1 protein-coding gene is annotated in these 269 nt (G+C 36.8%); it reads right to left on the minus strand.

Annotated features, from left to right (window positions below; all coding sequences use genetic code 11):
* A partial coding sequence (locus tag PL11201_RS26690) for a hypothetical protein (protein ID WP_159451592.1) occupies positions 1-269 on the minus strand: 269 nt, incomplete at both ends.

The raw sequence follows: 269 nt of genomic DNA on the forward strand, positions 1-269 counted from the left end.
AGATTTCTGGGTTAATAATATCTCTGGGATTAATTGCGGAATCTGGTTGTTTTTGCAGAGGAGAATAATTAGAGTTTTCTGGTGTAATAATATCCGTGGGATTAGTTGTGGAATCTGGTTGTTTCTGAATAGGGGAGTAATTAGAGATTTCTGGTGTAGCAATATCCTGGGAATCACTACTATCTGTGGGACTAATTGTGGAATCTGGTTGTTTTTGCAGAGGGGGATAATTAGATATTTCTGGATTAATAATATCCGTGGGATTAGTT

The sequence above is a fragment of the Planktothrix sp. PCC 11201 genome (genome assembly GCF_900009135.1).
GTDB lineage: Bacteria > Cyanobacteriota > Cyanobacteriia > Cyanobacteriales > Microcoleaceae > Planktothrix.